Source organism: Mycetohabitans sp. B2 (assembly GCF_021733735.1).
GTDB lineage: Bacteria > Pseudomonadota > Gammaproteobacteria > Burkholderiales > Burkholderiaceae > Mycetohabitans > Mycetohabitans rhizoxinica.
Genome location: NZ_JAHKSP010000162.1, coordinates 1 through 360, shown reverse-complemented (window position 1 = coordinate 360; position 360 = coordinate 1). Strand labels below are relative to the sequence as shown.

Annotated in this window: 1 protein-coding gene; it reads right to left on the bottom strand. The window is 50.8% G+C overall.

The window, feature by feature from the left end; all coding sequences use genetic code 11:
• On the bottom strand, window positions 1-194 hold a 194-nt coding region (locus KPG66_RS17225; protein WP_237071658.1), incomplete at its 3' end, for a hypothetical protein.
• Window positions 195-360: the final 166 nt, after the last annotated feature.

The window sequence follows — 360 nt, the reverse complement described above, 5'->3', positions numbered from 1 at the left end:
AACAGAACAACAAACACTGCCATTCGGCCAGCCCGATTCCACGTTGGCAATTGATACGGAATGTCGTACAGCAGCCATTGCAGCGCAGGGCCGGCAATCAGTTCACTTATTGCCACAATTAGGGTTGCCCCGATAAACCAGAGCAACACATTGTATACCCAACGAAACCATTCAAAGGCAGTCTTCGATTTCATCTCTTGCCGGCTCCATTCACCTTGTTTTGCACTGCCGCGCCAGCTTTTTCTTGTATAACGCCACCTCCGAAACTGCCCATCCATGATGGAATTGAGCTCGGCGGTACATACTTCGACATCCCCATCCCAACATCCACCCACTCCTGCCGATACCAAGGATTCAGCA